The 16466-nt window shown below is 72.8% G+C and carries 10 protein-coding genes and 1 pseudogene; 8 read left to right on the forward strand and 3 right to left on the reverse strand.

Translation table 11 applies throughout. From position 1 onward, the window contains the following. Positions 1–2: 2 nt before the first annotated feature. The gene (locus tag ACQP2X_RS20740) at positions 3–2675 is read right to left on the reverse strand and encodes a cation-translocating P-type ATPase (RefSeq protein WP_498699361.1); all 2673 of its coding nucleotides are present in this window, start codon (positions 2673–2675) and stop codon (positions 3–5) included. Between the two features lie 158 nt (positions 2676–2833). Between ACQP2X_RS20740 and ACQP2X_RS20745 the strand changes: the two genes are divergently transcribed. Genes ACQP2X_RS20745 through ACQP2X_RS20765 form a run of 5 tightly spaced genes read left to right on the forward strand, consistent with a single transcriptional unit; the run spans position 2834 to position 8912 of the window. Beyond that, complete coding sequence (locus ACQP2X_RS20745; protein WP_498699363.1) at positions 2834–4234, forward strand: cytochrome ubiquinol oxidase subunit I; 1401 nt, start codon at positions 2834–2836, stop codon at positions 4232–4234. A gap of 13 nt (positions 4235–4247) precedes the next feature. Then, positions 4248–5243: a cytochrome d ubiquinol oxidase subunit II gene (gene cydB, locus ACQP2X_RS20750; RefSeq protein ID WP_498699364.1), complete on the forward strand. Its 996-nt coding sequence runs from the start codon at positions 4248–4250 to the stop codon at positions 5241–5243. Continuing rightward, the gene (gene cydD / locus ACQP2X_RS20755; protein ID WP_498699365.1) at positions 5240–7024 is read left to right on the forward strand and encodes a thiol reductant ABC exporter subunit CydD; all 1785 of its coding nucleotides are present in this window, start codon (positions 5240–5242) and stop codon (positions 7022–7024) included. The genes cydB and cydD overlap by 4 nt, the downstream gene beginning before the upstream one ends. Beyond that, complete coding sequence (gene cydC, locus ACQP2X_RS20760) at positions 7021–8694, forward strand: thiol reductant ABC exporter subunit CydC (RefSeq protein ID WP_498699367.1); 1674 nt, start codon at positions 7021–7023, stop codon at positions 8692–8694. The genes cydD and cydC overlap by 4 nt, the downstream gene beginning before the upstream one ends. A 47-nt stretch (positions 8695–8741) precedes the next feature. Beyond that, the gene (locus tag ACQP2X_RS20765) at positions 8742–8912 is read left to right on the forward strand and encodes a hypothetical protein (protein WP_498699368.1); all 171 of its coding nucleotides are present in this window, start codon (positions 8742–8744) and stop codon (positions 8910–8912) included. Positions 8913–8955: 43 nt separating this feature from the next. Here the strand turns inward: ACQP2X_RS20765 and ACQP2X_RS20770 are convergent, their stop codons facing one another. Beyond that, positions 8956–10635, reverse strand: coding sequence for a GAF domain-containing sensor histidine kinase (locus ACQP2X_RS20770; protein WP_498699370.1), 1680 nt, complete (start codon positions 10633–10635; stop codon positions 8956–8958). A gap of 63 nt (positions 10636–10698) precedes the next feature. On the opposite strand from ACQP2X_RS20770, the gene ACQP2X_RS20775 reads away from it, so the two are divergent. Together ACQP2X_RS20775 and ACQP2X_RS20780 are read left to right on the forward strand one after the other, a co-directional pair. After that, positions 10699–11334, forward strand: coding sequence for a response regulator (locus ACQP2X_RS20775; RefSeq protein WP_097328517.1), 636 nt, complete (start codon positions 10699–10701; stop codon positions 11332–11334). A 78-nt stretch (positions 11335–11412) separates the two neighbouring features. Continuing rightward, the gene (locus ACQP2X_RS20780; RefSeq protein ID WP_498699372.1) at positions 11413–12249 is read left to right on the forward strand and encodes an oxidoreductase; all 837 of its coding nucleotides are present in this window, start codon (positions 11413–11415) and stop codon (positions 12247–12249) included. Here ACQP2X_RS20780 and ACQP2X_RS20785 read toward each other — a convergent pair. Further along, entirely contained in the window at positions 12232–14925 is a 2694-nt protein-coding gene (locus ACQP2X_RS20785) for an AAA family ATPase (RefSeq protein WP_498699375.1), read from the reverse strand. The two genes, ACQP2X_RS20780 and ACQP2X_RS20785, sit on opposite strands and share 18 nt — an antisense overlap. Positions 14926–15017: 92 nt before the next feature. Here ACQP2X_RS20785 and ACQP2X_RS20790 point away from each other — a divergent pair. Beyond that, positions 15018–16274, forward strand: a pseudogene (locus tag ACQP2X_RS20790) (M14 family metallopeptidase); the annotation flags it as partial. Positions 16275–16466 lie beyond the last annotated feature (192 nt).

A 16466-nucleotide genomic window follows, 5' to 3' on the forward strand; every position in this document is an offset into this window, starting at 1 on the left:
CATCACTCTCCTCGCGCGGGCGTGCCGGCGCCGGAGGCCTTGCGCCCGACCAGTCGGGACCAAAGTCCCGCCCCGCCGGCCGTCGCGCGCAGCAGCAAGGCGGGGATCGCGGCGAAGACGGCGCACGCCACAAGCTCGCGCCAGGTCAGCGCCTCGGTGCCCAGCAGCGCCCGCAACGGCGGCAGCAGCACGCCGCCGACCTGGAGCAGCGCGCACACCCCCACCGAGATCGGCAGCCAGCGGTTGCGGGGTGTCCCGGCCGCGGGCCGGGCCCGCACGGCGAGGGCGACGCCGAGCTGCGCCAGCCCGAGCACCACGAACATCACCGACTGCCAGGGCCGGTCGAACAGCATGGCCAGCACCCCGGCGGCCAGAGTCACCGACCCGAGACAGAGGCCACCCAGGATCACACTGGCCAGCAGCCCGTCACCGAGCACCGACTCCCGCGGCGACCGCGGCCGCCGATCGCTCACGCCGGCATCGGCCGGCTCGGCGCCGAGTGCCACCCCCGGGATGCCGTGGGTGAGCAGGTTGATCCAGAGCAGCTGTCCCGGCAGCAGCGCCAACGGCATGCCCAGCAGCGGCCCGGCCAGCATCACGAGCAGCTCCGCGATGCCGCCCGACAGCGCGTAGCGCAGGAACCGCCGGATGTTGTCGTAGATCCGCCGCCCTTCACCGATCGCCGCCGCCACGGTCCCGAGGTTGTCGTCGACCAGCACGAGCTCGGCCGCCTGCCGCGCCACCTCGGTGCCGCCGCCCATGGCGACCCCGATGTCGGCCCGCCGCAGCGCCGGCGCGTCGTTGACCCCGTCGCCGGTCATCGCCACGACCTCGCCGCGCTCCTGTAACGCGGCGATGATGTCGAGCTTCTCCTCGGGCTGCACCCGGGCGTAGACCCGCGCACCCACCTCCGAGGCCCCCGAGGCGACCTCGTCGCCGTCCCCGAGAATCCCCAGCTGCCGCCCGATGGCCCCGGCCGTGGCGGGATGGTCGCCGGTGATGAGAATCAGTCGCACCCCCGACCGCGCGAACGCCTCGGCCGTCCCGGCCGCGCCGGCCCGCAACGGATCCCCGATGCCCACCAGCCCCACCACCCGCAACGCGGGCGGTGCGCCCGGGTCGGGCCGCTCCTCCGTCACCGCGGTGGCGACCGCCAGCACCCGCAGCCCCCGCCCCGCCAGCTCGCCCGCCGCGCGTGTCAGCTCGCCAGCGGCCTCGCCCGCCGCGCGTGTCAGCTCGGCCGCGGCCTCGCCCGCCGCCCGTGGCCGGTCGCCCACCGGCTCTTCCGCCGTCCGTGTCGGCTCGACCGCGGCCTCGCCGGCCGCTGAGCCGGCGGCTGCCGGGAGCAGGCTTTCCGGCGCTCCCTTGCAGACGGTCAGGTAGCCGCCCTCGGGCCGGCGATGAACGGTGACCATGCGGCGGGTGTCCTGGTCGAAGGGCTGCTCGGCGACGCGCGGGTGACGGCCGCGCTCGATCTCCGCGTCGAGCCCGCAGCTCGCCGCGAAAGCGACGAGCGCGGCCTCCATCGGGTCGCCCGCGGCCGCCCACTCCGGACGGTCGCCGGTGGGCGCGATCAGCTCGGCGTCGTTGCAGAGGAGGCCGCCCAGAGCCAGCTCCCGCACCGCGCCCGACATTTCCGGATGTGGCGGCCCGTCGGCGGTCACGGTGCCCAGGGGCGCATAGCCCTGGCCGGTGACGGCGAAGGCGGCGCCCGTGGGTGTGATGGCGCGCTGGACGGCCATGCGGTTCTCGGTGAGGGTGCCGGTCTTGTCGGAGGCGATCACCGTGACCGAGCCGAGCGTCTCGACAGCGTGCAGGCGGCGGGGGATGGCCCTGGTCCGGGCCATCCGGCGGGAGCCGAGGGCCAGCGCGAGGGTCACCACGGCCGGAAGGCTTTCCGGCACGGCCGCCACGACCAGGCTCACCGCGGTGATGGCCATCCGGGCCACCGGCTGGCCCGAGAGCACGCCGGCCGCGAAGACGATCGCGGAGATCGCGACCGCGGCCAGGCCCAGGACCCGGCCCAGGGTCGCCAGCCGGCGCTGCAACGGGGTCGCGCCGGCATCGGTGTGTGCGACCAGCGCCGCGATGCGGCCGAGCGAGCTGCCGGCCCCGGTGCGGACGACCAGCCCGGCGGCCCGGCCCGTGGTCAGAACCGTGCCGGAACCGGCCTCCTCGCCGGCCGCGCGGGACACCGGGGCCGACTCGCCGGTCAGCGACGACTCGTCGAAGGTGGCGCGCTGGGACTCGGCCAGCATCAGGTCGGCCGGGACGATGTCGCCGGCCTCCAGGCGTACGAAATCGTCGCGAACCAGATCGGCCGCCGGAAGAATGAGGTCGTGGCCGTCGCGGACCACGCGCGCCGACGGCGCGGCGAGGCGGTCGAGAGCCGCGATGGCGGCGTCGGCCCGCACCTCCTGGACCACGCCGATCACCGTGTTCACCAGCACGACCAGCACGATCACGGCGGTGTCGGGCACGTCGCCGAGCAGGGCCGTGACCACCGCGGCCGCGATGAGCAGCAGCACGAGAGGGTCGCCGAGCTGGCGGCCCACCCGGCCGGTCAGCCGGCGCGGGCGCGGCGGGTCGACGGCGTTGGGGCCGTCGGCGGCGAGGCGCCTGGCGGCCTGGTCCGAGGTGAGCCCGAGCGTGGTCGGTGCGGTCGCGGTGTCCACGGTCGGCAGCATTCCGGGTTCGGCCCGGCCGCGGGAGAGCCGAAAGTACTGGCATAAAAATGCCAGTACTTAAGTCTTGGGCGGCATAGGACTTTAGACCCTCCTCCGCGGACGGCCTCACCCGAAAGGATCGAGCCATCCGTGGAAAGGACCAGCCCGTGGACACGCTCGACATTGCCCGATGGCAGTTCGGCATCACCACCGTGTACCACTTCTTGTTCGTGCCGATCACCATCGGCATGTCGGTGCTCGTCGCCGGCCTGCAGACCGCCTGGGTCCGTACGGGTAAGGAGCACTACCTCAAGGCCACCAAGTTCTGGGGCAAGCTCTTCCTGATCAACTTCGCCATCGGCGTCGTGACCGGCATCGTGCAGGAGTTCCAGTTCGGGATGAACTGGAGCGACTACTCGCGCTTCGTCGGCGACGTCTTCGGGGCGCCGCTGGCGATCGAGGGCCTGCTGGCCTTCTTCCTCGAGTCGACGTTCCTCGGTCTGTGGATCTTCGGCTGGGACCGGCTGCCCAAGAAGGTGCACCTGGCGACGATCTGGGCCGCCGCGATCGGCACGCTGCTCTCGGCGTACTTCATCCTGGCCGCCAACTCGTGGATGCAGCACCCGGTCGGCTACACGATCAACGAGCAGACCGGCCGGGCCGAGCTGACCAGCATCTGGCAGCTCCTGACCAACTCGACGACGCTGGTCACGTTCCCGCACACGATCACCGCCTGCTTCCTCACCGGCGGCGCGGTGCTCATGGCGGTCAGCGCCTGGCACCTCAAGCGCCGCAACCAGATGGACGTCTTCCGCCCCAGCCTCAAGCTCGGCGCCTGGGTCGTGCTCATCGCCGGCGTCGGCGTGCTCATCACCGGCGACCAGCAGGCCCGCATCATGACCGAGCAGCAGCCCATGAAGATGGCCGCGGCCGAAGCGCTCTACGAGGACGCCGCGCCGGCCAGCTTCTCGATCTTCACGATCGGCTCGCTCAACGGCGAGGAGGAGCTCTACAGCGTCCGCATTCCGTCGCTGCTCTCGTTCCTGGCCACCGGCACCTTCGACGGCGAGGTCGAGGGCATAGACAACCTTCAGGCCGAGTACGAGCAGAAGTACGGTCCGGGGGAGTACGCGCCCTCGATCCCCGTCACCTACTGGTCGTTCCGGCTCATGATGGGCTTCGGCATCGCCACCATGGCGGTCGCGCTTGTCGCGCTCTGGGCCATGCGCAAAGGCCGTACGCCCACGAACAGATGGCTGTGGCTCGCCGTCATCCTCTCGTTCGGCGGGCCGCTCGCGGCCAACTCGTTCGGCTGGATCTTCACCGAGATGGGCCGCCAGCCGTGGACGGTGTTCGGGCTGTTCAAGACCTCCGAGAGCGTCTCACCCTCGGTCAGCACCGGCGAGGCCGCGACCTCGCTGATCACCCTCACCGTGCTGTACGGCGTGCTCGCCGTCGTCGAGGCGGGGCTCTTCTTGAAGTACGCCCGGGCCGGCGCCCCCGAGATCCCGCCACCCTCCGACTCGGACTCCTCCGAGGATGACCGTCCACTAGCGTTCGCCTACTAACAGGGGCCTATCGATGGAACTCACCACTGTCTGGTTCGCCCTCATCGCACTGCTGTGGGCCGGCTACTTCCTGCTCGAGGGCTTCGACTTCGGCGTCGGCATCCTGCTGCCCGTGCTGGGCCGCGACAACCGCGAGCGCCGCCTGCTCATCAACACGATCGGCCCGGTCTGGGACGGCAACGAGGTCTGGCTGATCGTCGCCGGCGGCGCGACGTTCGCCGCGTTCCCCGAGTGGTACGCCACCCTGTTCTCCGGCTTCTACCTGCCGCTGCTGCTGATCCTGGCCGCTCTGATCATCCGCGGCGTGGCCTTCGAATATCGGGGCAAGCGCGACGACGACCGCTGGCGCCGCCGCTGGGACCTCTGCATCATCGCGGGCAGCTGGATCCCGGCGGTCCTCTGGGGCGTTGCCTTCGGCAACATCGTCCGGGGTGTACGCCTGGACGCCGGCCACGAATACGTCGGCGGCTTCTTCGACCTGCTCAACCCGTACGCCCTGGTCGGCGGCCTGACCACGCTGGCGCTGTTCACCCTGCACGGCGCGGTCTTCCTGGCGCTCAAGACCGACGGCGAGATCCGGGAACGGGCGGGCCGGCTGGCCGCCCGGCTGATCGGGCCGGCGGTCGTGATCGCGGCCGGCTTCCTGCTCTGGACGGCGCTCGCCCACCACGACGTGGCCGGCTGGATCCTCATGGCCGCGGCCGCGGTGTCCCTGCTCGCCGCGATCCCGGCCATCCGGGCCCGGCGCGAGGGCTGGGCGTTCCTGGCCACCGCGGCCACCCTGGTGCTGGCGGTGTTCGCGTTGTTCGTGACGCTCTTCCCGAACGTCATGCCGTCCTCCATCGCCGACGCCAACAGCCTGACCGTCACCAACGCGTCGGCCTCGCCGTACACGTTGAAGGTCATGACCTGGGTCGCGGTCGGCTGCACGCCGTTCGTGCTGCTCTACCAGAGCTGGACCTACTGGGTGTTCCGCAAGCGGCTCAGCGTAGACAAGATTCCGGCATGAGGCCGCTGGATCCGCGGCTGCTGCGATACGCCCGGAGCACCCGGGTGTACCTGACGGTCACGGTCGTGCTCGGCGCCGTCCTGGCCGGGCTGATCGTGGCCCAGGCGACGCTGCTGGCCGACGGCATCACGGCGGTGTTCCTGCACGGTGCCGGCCTCGACGACCTGCGGAACACGCTGATCGGGCTGGCCGTGGTGGTCGCGGGCCGGGCCGCGGTCGCCTGGGCGCAGGAGGCGGTGGCGGCCCGCTCGTCGGCCTCGGTCAAGAGCGAGCTGCGGCTCGCCCTGCTCCGGCGGCTCGCCCAGCGGCCGGGTTCGGCCGAGACCGGAGCCGCGGTCACCCTGGTCGTCCGGGGACTGGACGCGCTCGACGCGTACTTCGCCCGCTATCTTCCGCAGCTGGTGCTGGCCGGGCTGGTCCCGGCGATCGTGCTGGCCCGCATCCTGCCGGCCGACCTGATCGCCACGGTGACGATCGTGCTGACCCTGCCGCTCATCCCGGTCTTCATGGCGCTGGTCGGGCTCCAGACCGAGAGCGCCAACCGCAAGCAGTTCACGCTGCTCACCCGGCTGTCGCACCACTTCCTCGACGTGATCGCCGGCCTGCCGGCGCTCAAGCTGTTCGGCCGGGCCCGCGCCCAGGCCGGCACGATCCGGCGGATCAGCGACGATCAGCGGCGCCTGACGATGCGTACGCTGCGCATCGCCTTTCTCTCGTCGCTGGTCCTGGAACTGCTGGCGACGCTGTCGGTAGCGCTCGTCGCCGTCGGCATCGGCCTGCGGCTGGTCGACGGGCGGCTCGACCTGGCCACCGCGCTGCTCGTGCTGATCCTGGCCCCGGAGGCCTATCTGCCGTTGCGCCAGGTCGGCGCCAACTACCACGCCAGCGCGGAAGGCCTGGCCGCCGCGTCGGACGCGTTCGAGATCCTCGACAAGCTGGAGGCGACGGCCGGGACGGCACCCGTGCCGGACGGGGCGATCGCGTTCGAGGAGGTCGCCGTCCGCTACCGCGACAGCGACGCGCTGCGCCTGAGCGCGGTGATCGAGCCGGGGGAGATCGTGGCGCTGACCGGGCCGAGCGGCTGCGGCAAGTCGACGGCGCTGAACGTGCTGCTCGGCTTCGCCACGCCGGCGTCGGGCCGGGTCACGGTCGGCGGGGCCGACCTCACCGGCGCCGACCCGGACGCTTGGCGCTCACGGATCGCCTGGGTGCCGCAGCGGCCGCACCTGTTCGCCGGGACGGTGCGGGAGAACATCGCGCTCGGCGCCGCTCCGGACGCCGATGTCGTCACCGCGGCCCATCGCGCCGGGGCGCACAGCTTCATCCTCGGGCTGCCGCAGGGCTACGAAACGGTCCTCGGCGACGACGGCGCCGGCCTGTCGGCCGGGCAGCGCCAGCGGATTGCCCTGGCCCGGGCCTTCCTGCGGGACGCGCCGATCGTCCTGCTCGACGAGCCCACCGCCAACCTCGACGCGGCCACGGCCGACCAGGTCATGGCCGCGATCCGCCGCCTCGCCCGCGGCCGCACGGTGCTGATCGCCGCCCACCGGCCCGAGTTGATCGCCCTGGCCGGCCGCGTCATCGACCTGACCCCGGCCGGCGCCCACACCTCCAGTCCTGCCGCCGCCAGTCCTGCCGCCTCCGGCTCCGGCCCAGCCTCCAACTCCGGCCCCGGCCCCAGCTCCGGCCCCGGCTCTGGTCCGGCGGCCTCCGGCTACACCTCGGGCAACGCCCGGCTCATCTCCGGCGCGGCCCGGCTGACCTCGGACGGTGTGCTGTGACCTGGTTCAAGCTGCTCCGCAGCGCCTCCCGGCCCGCCGCGCCGGGGCTGATGCTCGCCGTGCTGGCCGGCGTCGGCGCGGCCGGCGCCGCGGTCGGGCTGATGGCCACCTCGGCCTGGCTGATCTCGCGGGCCGCCCTGCATCCGCCGGTGCTGCACCTGATGGTGGCGATCGTCGCGGTCCGGGCCTTCGGCATCGGGCGAGGCGTCTTCCGCTACGCCGAGCGTCTCGCCGGCCACGACGCCGCCCTGCGGGTGCTGGGGCGTCTGCGGGTGCGGCTCTTCGACCGTCTGGCCGCGCTCGCGCCGGCCGGCACGGCCGGGTTTCGGGGCGCCGACCTGGCCCAGCGCCTGGCCGCCGACGTCGACGCGGTGCTCGACATGCTCGTGCGCGTCGTGCTGCCCTACACGGTGGCGGCGGTCGTCGGGCTCGGCTCGGTGCTGCTGGTCGGCGCCATGTCGCCGGTCGCCGGAGCGGCGCTCGCCTTCGGCCTGCTCGTCGTGGCCGTGGGGGTGCCCCTGCTCCAGTCCGCCGCGGCCCGCCGCGCCGACGGCCGGCTGGCCCCGTTGCGCGGCGACCTGGCCACGGCCACCGTCGACCTGCTGCACGGGCTGCCCGACCTCATCGCGTACGGCGCGACGCCGGCTCAGCTCGCCCGCCTCAGCGAGGCCGACACCCGCCTGCGGGAAGCGGAGCGGCGCTCCACCGCCGCGGCCGGCGCCTCAGCCGCCGTGACCGCCCTGGTCACCGGCCTCAGCCTGATCGTCGGTCTGGCTGCGGGCGCTGTGGCGGTCCGCTCCGGGGCCCTGCACGGCGAGCTGCTGGCCGTCATCGTCCTGACCCCGCTCGCCGTCTTCGAGTCCGTCGCCGGTCTGCCGGTGGCGGCCCAGCGCTTCGCCGCCGCCCGAGCCTCCCTGACCCGCCTGGCCGAGATTCTCAGCACCCCCGACCCGATCACCGTCCCCGAGGTGCCTGCCCCGTTGCCGGCGGCTTCTGTGCCTTCCGTCAGCGTTCAGGGGGTCAGCGCCTCGTGGGTGCGCGGGCGGACCGCCGTGCGGGATCTCAGTTTCGAGCTGCCGGCCGGTGGGCGGGTGGCGCTGGTCGGGCCGAGCGGGTCCGGCAAGAGCACCGTCGCGGCGCTGCTGGTGCGGTTCCTCGATCCCACGGCCGGGCGGATCACGCTCGACGGCGTCGATCTGCGGCGCCTCGATCCGGATCAGGTGCGGAAGATCGTCGGCTATCTGCCCGAGGACGCCTACCTGTTCGACACCACGATCTCGGCCAACCTGCGCGTCGGGCGCCCGGATGCCAGTGAGGACGAGTTGCGGACGGCCCTGGCCCGGGCGCGCCTGCTCGACTGGGTCGAGACGTTGCCCGACGGGCTCGAGACCTTCGTGGGGGAGCACGGCATGGCCCTGTCCGGTGGCCAGCGCCGCCGGCTGGCTCTCGCCCGGGCCCTGCTGGCCGACTTCCGGGTGCTGATCCTCGACGAGCCCACCGAGCATCTCGACGACGAGACCGCCGTGGCGCTCACCCGCGACCTCCTGGAGGCGGCCGGTGACCGCTCGGTTCTGCTGATCACCCATCGCACGGACGTGGCCGGTCAGGTCGGCCAGGTGATCGACCTGGCCCGGGAGGAGGCCGCACAGCCCGTGCCCGAGCCGGTGTGATCACGTCTCGGCGCGCTTGGGGCCGAAGTGTGCCGGATGATGTGGTCATGACGCAGCCCGATCTCAACCCCGACGAGTACCCGCCCATCGACCCGCGGGAACCCGTGCCCGACGACCCCGCGGAGCTGTTGCCGGGCGCGCCGGACGAACTGCCGGAAGCGCCCGTCGAACCGATGCCCGACGACGGGGACGAGGGCGGCGTTCGCGAACCGGCGTAAGGGCGCGTGCCGGCGTAAGGGCGCGTGCCGGCGAGTGGCGGTTCTAGAGCGGGGCGCGCCAGGTCAGCAGGGAGCCGGTGCCGGACGGGGTGGCGGTCACCTCGAAGGAGCCGGACAGGTCCTGGGCCCGGTCGGACATGTTGGCCAGGCCGCCCCGGGCCAGCGACGGGTCGAAGCCGATGCCGTCGTCCTCGATCTGGAGGATCACCTCGTCGCCGGTGGCCCGTAGGGAGACGCGGCATTCCGTGGCCCGGGCGTGGCGGGCCACGTTGGCCAAGGCCTCCCGGAGGACGGCCAGCAGCTCGGGGACCACGTCGTCGGGGACGGCGCTGTCCACCGGGCCGGTGGTGTCCAGGACGGGGCGGAAACCCAAGGGCTCGGCGGCCTCCTGGACCATTTTGCTGATCTCGGCGCGCAGGGAAGGGCCCACGGGGGCCCGGAGCTCGAAGATCGAACGGCGGATGTCCCTGATCGTCGCGTCCAGGTCGTCCACCGCCGCGTTGATGCGCTTCACCGCCTCCGGGCGGGCCGCGTGGGTCACCGCGCCCTGCAACTGCATGCCCGTGGCGAACAGGCGCTGGATCACCACGTCGTGCAGGTCGCGGGCGATGCGCTCACGGTCCTCCAGCACCACCAGTTGCTCGCGTTCCTCCTGCGCCCGGGCCCGGTCCAAGGCGAGCACGGCCTGACCCGCGAACGTGGACAGCAGCACCGCGTCCTCGGCGTCGGGGGCGCGGTCGGCGGGCTGGGTGACGATCAGGACGCCCCGGCGGGAGCCGGCCGCGGCCAGCGGGGCGGCCAGCGCCGGGCCCGACGGCACCGGGCCGGGCCAGTCGGCCGCGGCGGCCAGGCTGTCGATGGTGTCGTGGCCCGAAAGGTCGGCCGCCACCGCCCGGCCCTCCATCAGCCGGCAGTCGGCGTTCAGGCCGTCGGCCGCCTCGATCGTGTAGCGGGCCGCCTGCTCGTCGTACAGCAGGACCATCGCCAGCTCGGTGCCGGCCACCTCGCGGGCCCGGCGGGCGATCAGGCGCAGCGCCTCCGTGCGGCGGACCGTCCCGAGCAGGACGCCGGTGATCTCGGCGGCGGCCGCCAGCCAGCGTTCCCGGCGGCGGGCCAGGGCGAACAGGCGGGCGTTGTCGATGGCCACGCCGGCCGCCGCGGCCAGGGCGACCACGATCTCCTCGTCGTCCTCGGAGAACTGGTCGGCGCCCTGCTTCTCGGCCAGGTACAGATTTCCGAAGATCTGGTCCCTCGTACGCACGGGCACGCCCAGGAAGCTGTGCATCGGCGGATGGTGCGGGGGGAAGCCGTACGAGTTGGGGTGCCGGGTGATGTCCGGAAGGCGCACGGGATGCGGGTCGGTGATCAGCAGGCCCAGGACGCCGCGGCCGTGCGGCAGGTCGCCGATTGCCGCGTGGGTCACCGGGTCGATGCCGTGGGTGATGAAGTCGGACAGGCCCGAGCTGTCGGCGTTCAGCACCCCCAGCGCGCCGTAGCGGGCGCCGGCCAGGGCGCAGGCCGACTCGACGATGCGCTGCAAGGTGCTGCGCAGGTCGAGGTCGGTGCCGATGCCGACCACCGCGTCGAGCAGGGCACGCAGGCGCTCGCGGCTCGTCATCACCTCGCCGACGCGGTCCAGCATCTCTTTCAGGAGCTCGTCGAGGCGTACCCGGGAAAGCGGTCGAAGCCCCAGGGACGGCAGGTCAGGAGTGCTCTCGGCCATGACCGTCAGACTAGGGTCCTTAGGCCCTTGGTACGTCATGGGGCGGGGCGGTAGGAATGAAGTGTGATCCGAGTCTTCCTCCTCGACGACCACGAAGTCGTCCGCCGCGGCCTCATCGACCTCCTCCAGGCCGGCGGTGACATCGAGGTGGTCGGCGAGTCCGGCTCCGCGCAGGAGGCCGCCCGCCGCATTCCGGCGCTGCGGCCCGACGTGGCCGTGCTCGACGCGCGCCTGCCCGACGGCAACGGCATCGACGTGTGCCGTGACGTGCGGGCGGTCGACTCGTCGATCAAAGGGCTCATTCTGACCTCGTACGAGGATGACGAGGCTCTCTTCGCGGCGATCATGGCCGGGGCGTCGGGTTACGTGCTGAAGGAGATCCGCGGCACCGACCTGGTCGACGCGGTGCGCCGGGTCGCGGCGGGGCAGTCGCTGCTCGACCCGGCCGTCACCCAGCGGGTCCTCGAGCGCATCCGCAACGGCGTGGAGCAGCCGCGCGAGCTGGCCGGGCTCACCGATCAGGAACGCAAGATCCTGGAGTTCGTGGCGCAGGGGCTGACCAACCGCGAGATCGCCTCCCGCATGTTCCTGGCCGAGAAGACGGTGAAGAACTACGTGTCGAGCATGCTGGCCAAGCTCGGCCTGGAGCGCCGCACCCAGGCCGCGGTGCTGGCCACCCGGTTGCTCGGAGACAAGTAGGCCCGTTGGGTGGCCCTGCCGTTCCCAGGACGAGCGGGACTCTTACCGGCGGGCCGGGCCGGGGCGACTCTTGATCTCATGAACGCATTCGAGGTCAACCGCATGGGGTACGGGGCGATGCAGCTCGCCGGTCCGGGCGTCTTCGGGCCGCCGCGCGACCACGACGAGGCGATCGCCGTGCTCCGCACCGCCGTCGAGCTGGGCGCCGACCACATCGATACCGCCGACTTCTACGGGCCGCACGTCACCAACGAGCTCATCCGGGAGGCGCTCGCGCCCTATCCGGTGGGTCTGCGGATCGTCACCAAGGTCGGCTCGGTGCGTGGCGAGGACGGCGCCTGGCTGCACGCCCGGCGGCCGTCGCAGCTGCGCGAGCAGGTGCACTCCAACCTGCGCACCCTCGGCGTCGAGGCCCTCGACGTGGTGAACCTGCGCGTCGGCGGCGGCGCCGACGGCCACTCGCCGGTGCCGGGCTCGATCGCCGAGGAGTTCGGCGCGCTGGCCGACATGCGCCGCGAGGGCCTGATCAAGCATCTGGGGCTGTCCGTCGTCGACGAGGCCCAGGTGGTGGAGGCACAGGGCATCGCGCCGATCGTCACCGTGCAGAACTGGTACAACGTCGCCCACCGGGGCGACGAGAAGCTGATCGCCACGCTCGGCGAGCAGGGCATCGCGTACGTTCCGTTCTGGCCGCTGGGCGGCTTCAACCCGCTGCAGTCGGGCGTGCTCGACACGGTCGCGGCCCGCCTCGGCCGGACGCCGAAGGCGGTCGCCCTGGCCTGGCTGCTCCACCAGGCCCCGAACATCCTGCTCATCCCGGGCACGTCGTCGGTCGCGCACCTGCGCGAGAACATGGCGGCCGCGTCCCTCGAACTGCCGGAGGACGCGCTGGCCGAGCTAGAGCGCGTCGCGTAGCTCGCGGCGGTTGGCCACGCCGAGCTTGCCGAAGATCTTGCGCAGGTGCCATTCGACCGTGCGGGAGCTCAGGAACAGCTCGGCGCCGATCTCGGCGTTGGTCTGGCCGTCGCGAGCGCGGCGGGCGATCTGGCCCTCCTGCGGGGTGAGCCGGGTCGCGGCCTTCGGGGTGCGGCCGCGGACCGTCTCGCCGGTCGCGCTCAGTTCCCGGCGGGCCCGCGCGGCGAACGCGTCGGCACCGAACGAGACGAACATGTCGTGAGCGGTGCGCAGTTGCACACGGGCGTCGGCGGCGCGGTCCTCCCGGCGCAGCCACTCGCCGTACACCAGATGGGCCCGGGCCAGCGAGAAGGCGCCGCGGCAGCGGGCCAGGCGGTCGATCGCCTCGCGGTAAAGATCCTCGGAGCCGGTGATCAGGGCACGCGCGCGGGCCTCGGCGCCGAGACCCCAGTCGGTGCCGCTCGGCTCGGCCCGCGCGGCGATCCGCTCCAGCGCCCGCCCGGCCGCCTCGCGGTCGCCGGCGCGGACGGCGGCCTCGGCCAGCTCGACCAGGGCCCAATTCGCAAAACCCGTTTCCAGCGGGTACGCCGTGGCGCGCTCCGCCGCCGCCAGAGCCTCCGGGAAACGGCCGAGACCGTTGAGCAGCACGGCGTTCGACAGATGGACGACGGTCAGCACGGCGCCCTCGTGCCGGGCGGTGACGGCGGCGGTGACGGCCGGGGTCAGCCGGGCCACCTCGGCCTCGCGGCCCCGCCAGCCGGCGACGGCCAGGGCGGCCACGTCGGGCTGGACGTTCCCGGTGGCGGCACCGACCACCTGCACCTCCTCGACCAGCGCGGCGGCCTGGGCCAGCTCGCCCTGGTGCAGATGCAGGGCGAGGCGCTGGTAGAGCAGGTACGACATGCCGGCCAGGGCACCCGCGCCCCGGGCCAGCCGCAGGTGACGGTGGGTGAGGGCCTGCCACACCTCGTCGTCCCAGACGGCGTGGGCGGCGTGCGACACCACGTAGATGAGGTGGATGGCCTCCTCGGCCGCGACGTCGCCGCGGCGCAGATCGGCCAGGGCGCGCCGGACGGGGGGCGCGCCCGCCCCGAAGCCGTCGGTGAACAGCAGCGCCAGACCGTCGAGCAGCAGATCGGCGGCGCGCGGCCCGGCGTGCGGGCGAGGGGCCGAACGGGCCGCGGTAGCCACCTCGGCCAGGCCGGCCGAGCCGGCGAAGCGGCCGACCAGGACGGCGCCCGAGAACGCCTCGAGATAGGTGTCGCGGGAGCGGGTCACGTCGAGCGGGGCGAAGCGGCGGGCCGCCTGAAGAAGCAGGGCCGGCGCCTCCTGGCTGCGGCTGGGGGAGGCGAACGCCATCTGAGCCCGGAGCAGGTCGGCGCGGGCCGCCCGCAACTCGTCGTGCGGTCCGGCCTGGGCGCGGTTCAGCAGGGCGGACGCCTCGTCGAGGGACCCGGCGAGATAGGTCGCCCGCGCCGCCGCGAGGTCACGGTCGGCCCGGCGTACGGAATCATCTGTCAGCTCCGCCGCCCTTTGCAGGAACGCCGCGGCCGCGGCCAGCCCGCCCCGGGCCTGTGCGCGGCCGGCCGACGCCTCCAGTTCGGCCGCCACCTCCTCGTCGGTGCCGTCGGTGGCCAGCGCGTGATGCCAGGCCCGCCGGTCCGGGTCGGCCCGGGGATCGGTGGCGGCGGCGAGGGCGGCGTGGACGCGGCGAAGGTCGGCGGCTGGGGCCGAGCGGTAGACCGCCGAGCGTACGAGCGGATGGCGGAAGACGACCCGGACGCCGATCTGGAGAAGGCCCGCCACCTCGATCTGATCGGCCGCGGCCCGGCCGATGCCCATCTCGGCGGCGGCCCGCCACAGCAGCGCCGAGTCGCCGACCGGGTCGGCCGCGGCCAGCAGCAGCAACAACCGGCTGGCGGTGGGCAGGTCGTCGACGCGGTGGGCGAAGCTCTCCTCGACCCGGCTCCGGAGGTCCGGCACGGCGAAGCCACCGGCCCGGCCGCCCGGCAGTTCCAGCAGGGCCAGGGGATTGCCGCGGGCCTCGGCCAGGATCGCCTCGCGCACGCGCTCGTCCAGCGGCCAGCGCACGACCGACGCCAGCAGCTCACGGGCGTCCGGATCGCGCAGGCCCTCGATCCGCAGCTCGGGGAGGCTGCGCAGGTTGTGCACGGTCTCCGGGGCCGGGGTCCGCACCGCGAAGATCATCACGACCGACTCGGCCAGCAGCCGCCGGGCCACGAAGGCCAGCGTCTGTGCCGACGCGTGGTCGAGCCACTGCGCGTCGTCGATCACGCAGATCAACGGCTTGCTGGTGGCCGCCTCCGACAGCAGCGACAGCACGGCCAGGCCGACGAAGAACGGCTCGGGGGCGACGCCGTCCCGCAGGCCGAACGTGGTGCGCAGGGCGTCGCGCTGCGGCTCGGGCAGCTTCTCGAGGTGGTCGAACAGCGGGGCGCAGAGCTGATGGAGCGCGGCGAACGGCAGCTCGCGCTCGGCCTCCACGCCGTCGACCCGAATCGTGCCGGCTTCTTTGACAGTTTCGTCGAGCAGCGCGGTCTTTCCGACGCCGGCCTCGCCCAGCAGCACGAGCACGCCGCTGCGCCCCGACCGCGCCGCCTCGATCAGGCCGGTCAGGACGGCCTGCTCATGCGCCCGTCCGCGCAGCGTCGTCACCTGATCACCCTAACCATCACGCGGTGGGGAGGTATCGATTGGCATGGCCGCAGACATTGCTGTTGATCGATGTCTGGTGGTGGGCTACGGGCATGAGACGACGCTTTGGCTTCCTGACAGCGCTCCTGCTGCTCGGCTCGGCCTTCCTCGTCGCCGGGCCGGTCTCGGCCGCCCCGTCCGGCTCCGAGATTCCCGGGCAGTTCGAGGTGTACGACGTGAGGACCGCCGCCCAGCGCAACGCGATCGCCCGCGCGGGCGCGGCCATCGACGCCATCCAGCACGGCGTGGCCGAGATCACGGCCACCGGCCGGGAGGTGCGCGAGCTCCAGCGGCAGGGCTTCACCGTGCAGCCGGTGCTGACGACGCTGGACTTCCCGCCCTCCGACGCGCCCTACCACAACTACAGCGAGATGATCGCCGACGTGAACCAGGTGGTGGCCGCCTATCCGGCGATCGCCAGCAAGAGGGTCATCGGCAAGTCGTACGAGAACCGCGACATCGTCGCCGTGAAGATCTCCGACAACGTGGGCACCGACGAGGCGGAGCCGGAGGTCCTGTACGACGCCAACCACCACGCGCGTGAGCACCTGACCGTGGAGATGGCGATCTACCTGCTGAAGCTGTACACGTCGTCGTACGCCTCGGACACCCGAATCCGGAACATCGTGAACTCCCGCGAGATCTGGATCGTACCGTCGGTGAACCCGGACGGAGCCGAGTACGACATCGCGACCGGCAGCTACCGCTCGTGGCGCAAGAATCGCCAGCCGAACAGCGGCTCGTCGGCGGTCGGCACCGACCCGAACCGCAACTACGGCTACAAGTGGGGATGCTGCGGAGGATCGTCGGGCACGCCGTCGTCGCTGACGTACCGGGGCCCGTCGGCCTTCTCGACACCGGAGACGAGGGCCATCCGCGACTTCGTGAACAGCCGGGTCGTCGGAGGGCGCCAGCAGATCGGTGCCGCGATGGACTTCCACACGTATTCGGAGCTGGTCCTGTGGCCGTTCGGCCACACGACGGCCAACACGACGACGGGCATGACGGCGGACGACTACAACACGTTCTCGACGTTCGGCCGCCAGATGGCCGCGACGAACCGTTACACCCCGGAGCAGTCGAGCGACCTGTACGTGACGGACGGCGACCTGCTCGACTGGCTGTGGGGAACACACAAGATCTTCGCCTACACGTTCGAGATGTACCCGACGAGCGCCTCAGCCGGCGGCTTCTACCCACCGGCCAGCGTGATCACGCGAGAGACGACCCGCAACAAGGAGGCGGCCCTCCTGCTGGCCGAGGTCGCCGACTGCCCGTACAAGGTGATCGGCAAGCAGTCCACTTATTGCTCCGCTGCCTGACCCTTCCCGCTCGCGGCCGGCCCGGATATCCGTTCGGGCCGGCCGCCCGGCGCCCACCCCTCACTGCCCGCCCCCGTCTCCTCGCGCCCCTGTCTCCTCGCGCCCCGTTTGCCGCACGCCCTATTTCCACGCGCCTCACGCCCCGCGCTGTCGGCCTCGCGCTTCGCACCATGCGCCCCG

The sequence above is a fragment of the Actinoplanes sp. CA-131856 genome (assembly GCF_050956135.1).
Taxonomy (GTDB): Bacteria; Actinomycetota; Actinomycetes; order Mycobacteriales; family Micromonosporaceae; genus Actinoplanes.

Bases quoted from the DNA above. Each gene is read 5' to 3' on its own strand.
- cydB (WP_498699364.1), top strand. From the start codon at position 4,248: ATGGAACTCACCACTGTCTGGTTCGCCCTCATCGCACTGCTGTGGGCC.
- cydD (WP_498699365.1), top strand. From the start codon at position 5,240: ATGAGGCCGCTGGATCCGCGGCTGCTGCGATACGCCCGGAGCACCCGG.
- ACQP2X_RS20765 (WP_498699368.1), top strand. From the start codon at position 8,742: ATGACGCAGCCCGATCTCAACCCCGACGAGTACCCGCCCATCGACCCG.
- ACQP2X_RS20770 (WP_498699370.1), bottom strand. From the start codon at position 10,635: ATGGCCGAGAGCACTCCTGACCTGCCGTCCCTGGGGCTTCGACCGCTT.
- ACQP2X_RS20780 (WP_498699372.1), top strand. From the start codon at position 11,413: ATGAACGCATTCGAGGTCAACCGCATGGGGTACGGGGCGATGCAGCTC.